Source organism: Dellaglioa sp. CoH-57-MRSF-18 (genome assembly GCF_056781995.1).
This window is the reverse complement of the sequence record NZ_JBXAXX010000281.1, coordinates 1-238: the sequence shown is the minus strand read 5'-3', so window position 1 is coordinate 238 and position 238 is coordinate 1. Positions and strand designations below refer to the sequence as shown.

The following is a 238-nucleotide window of genomic DNA, read 5'->3' as shown; positions in this document are numbered from 1 at the left end:
GGCATTGTGTACGTCGAGCAAATCGAGGCGTACGCAGTGCTTCTGGAACTCCAGTACAAGATTCCGATCGAAGGAATCATGGATGCGTTCATCCTACGTGACAATCCGAACAAAGACCCTGCGGTCTTCGTGAAGAAGCTGACGGACGAAAACCGCACTGTCATCAAGAAGCGGCTCAAACGCTATCTCAAGATGCATGCTGCGGCACTCGATGCTTCGACACTCGAAGAAGCTTTGG

The 238-nt window shown here is 51.7% G+C and carries 1 protein-coding gene; it reads left to right on the top strand.

The window, feature by feature from the left end:
• The coding region (locus AC1RPG_RS08970; protein ID WP_481762637.1) for a hypothetical protein at positions 1-238 on the top strand (238 nt) is incomplete at both ends.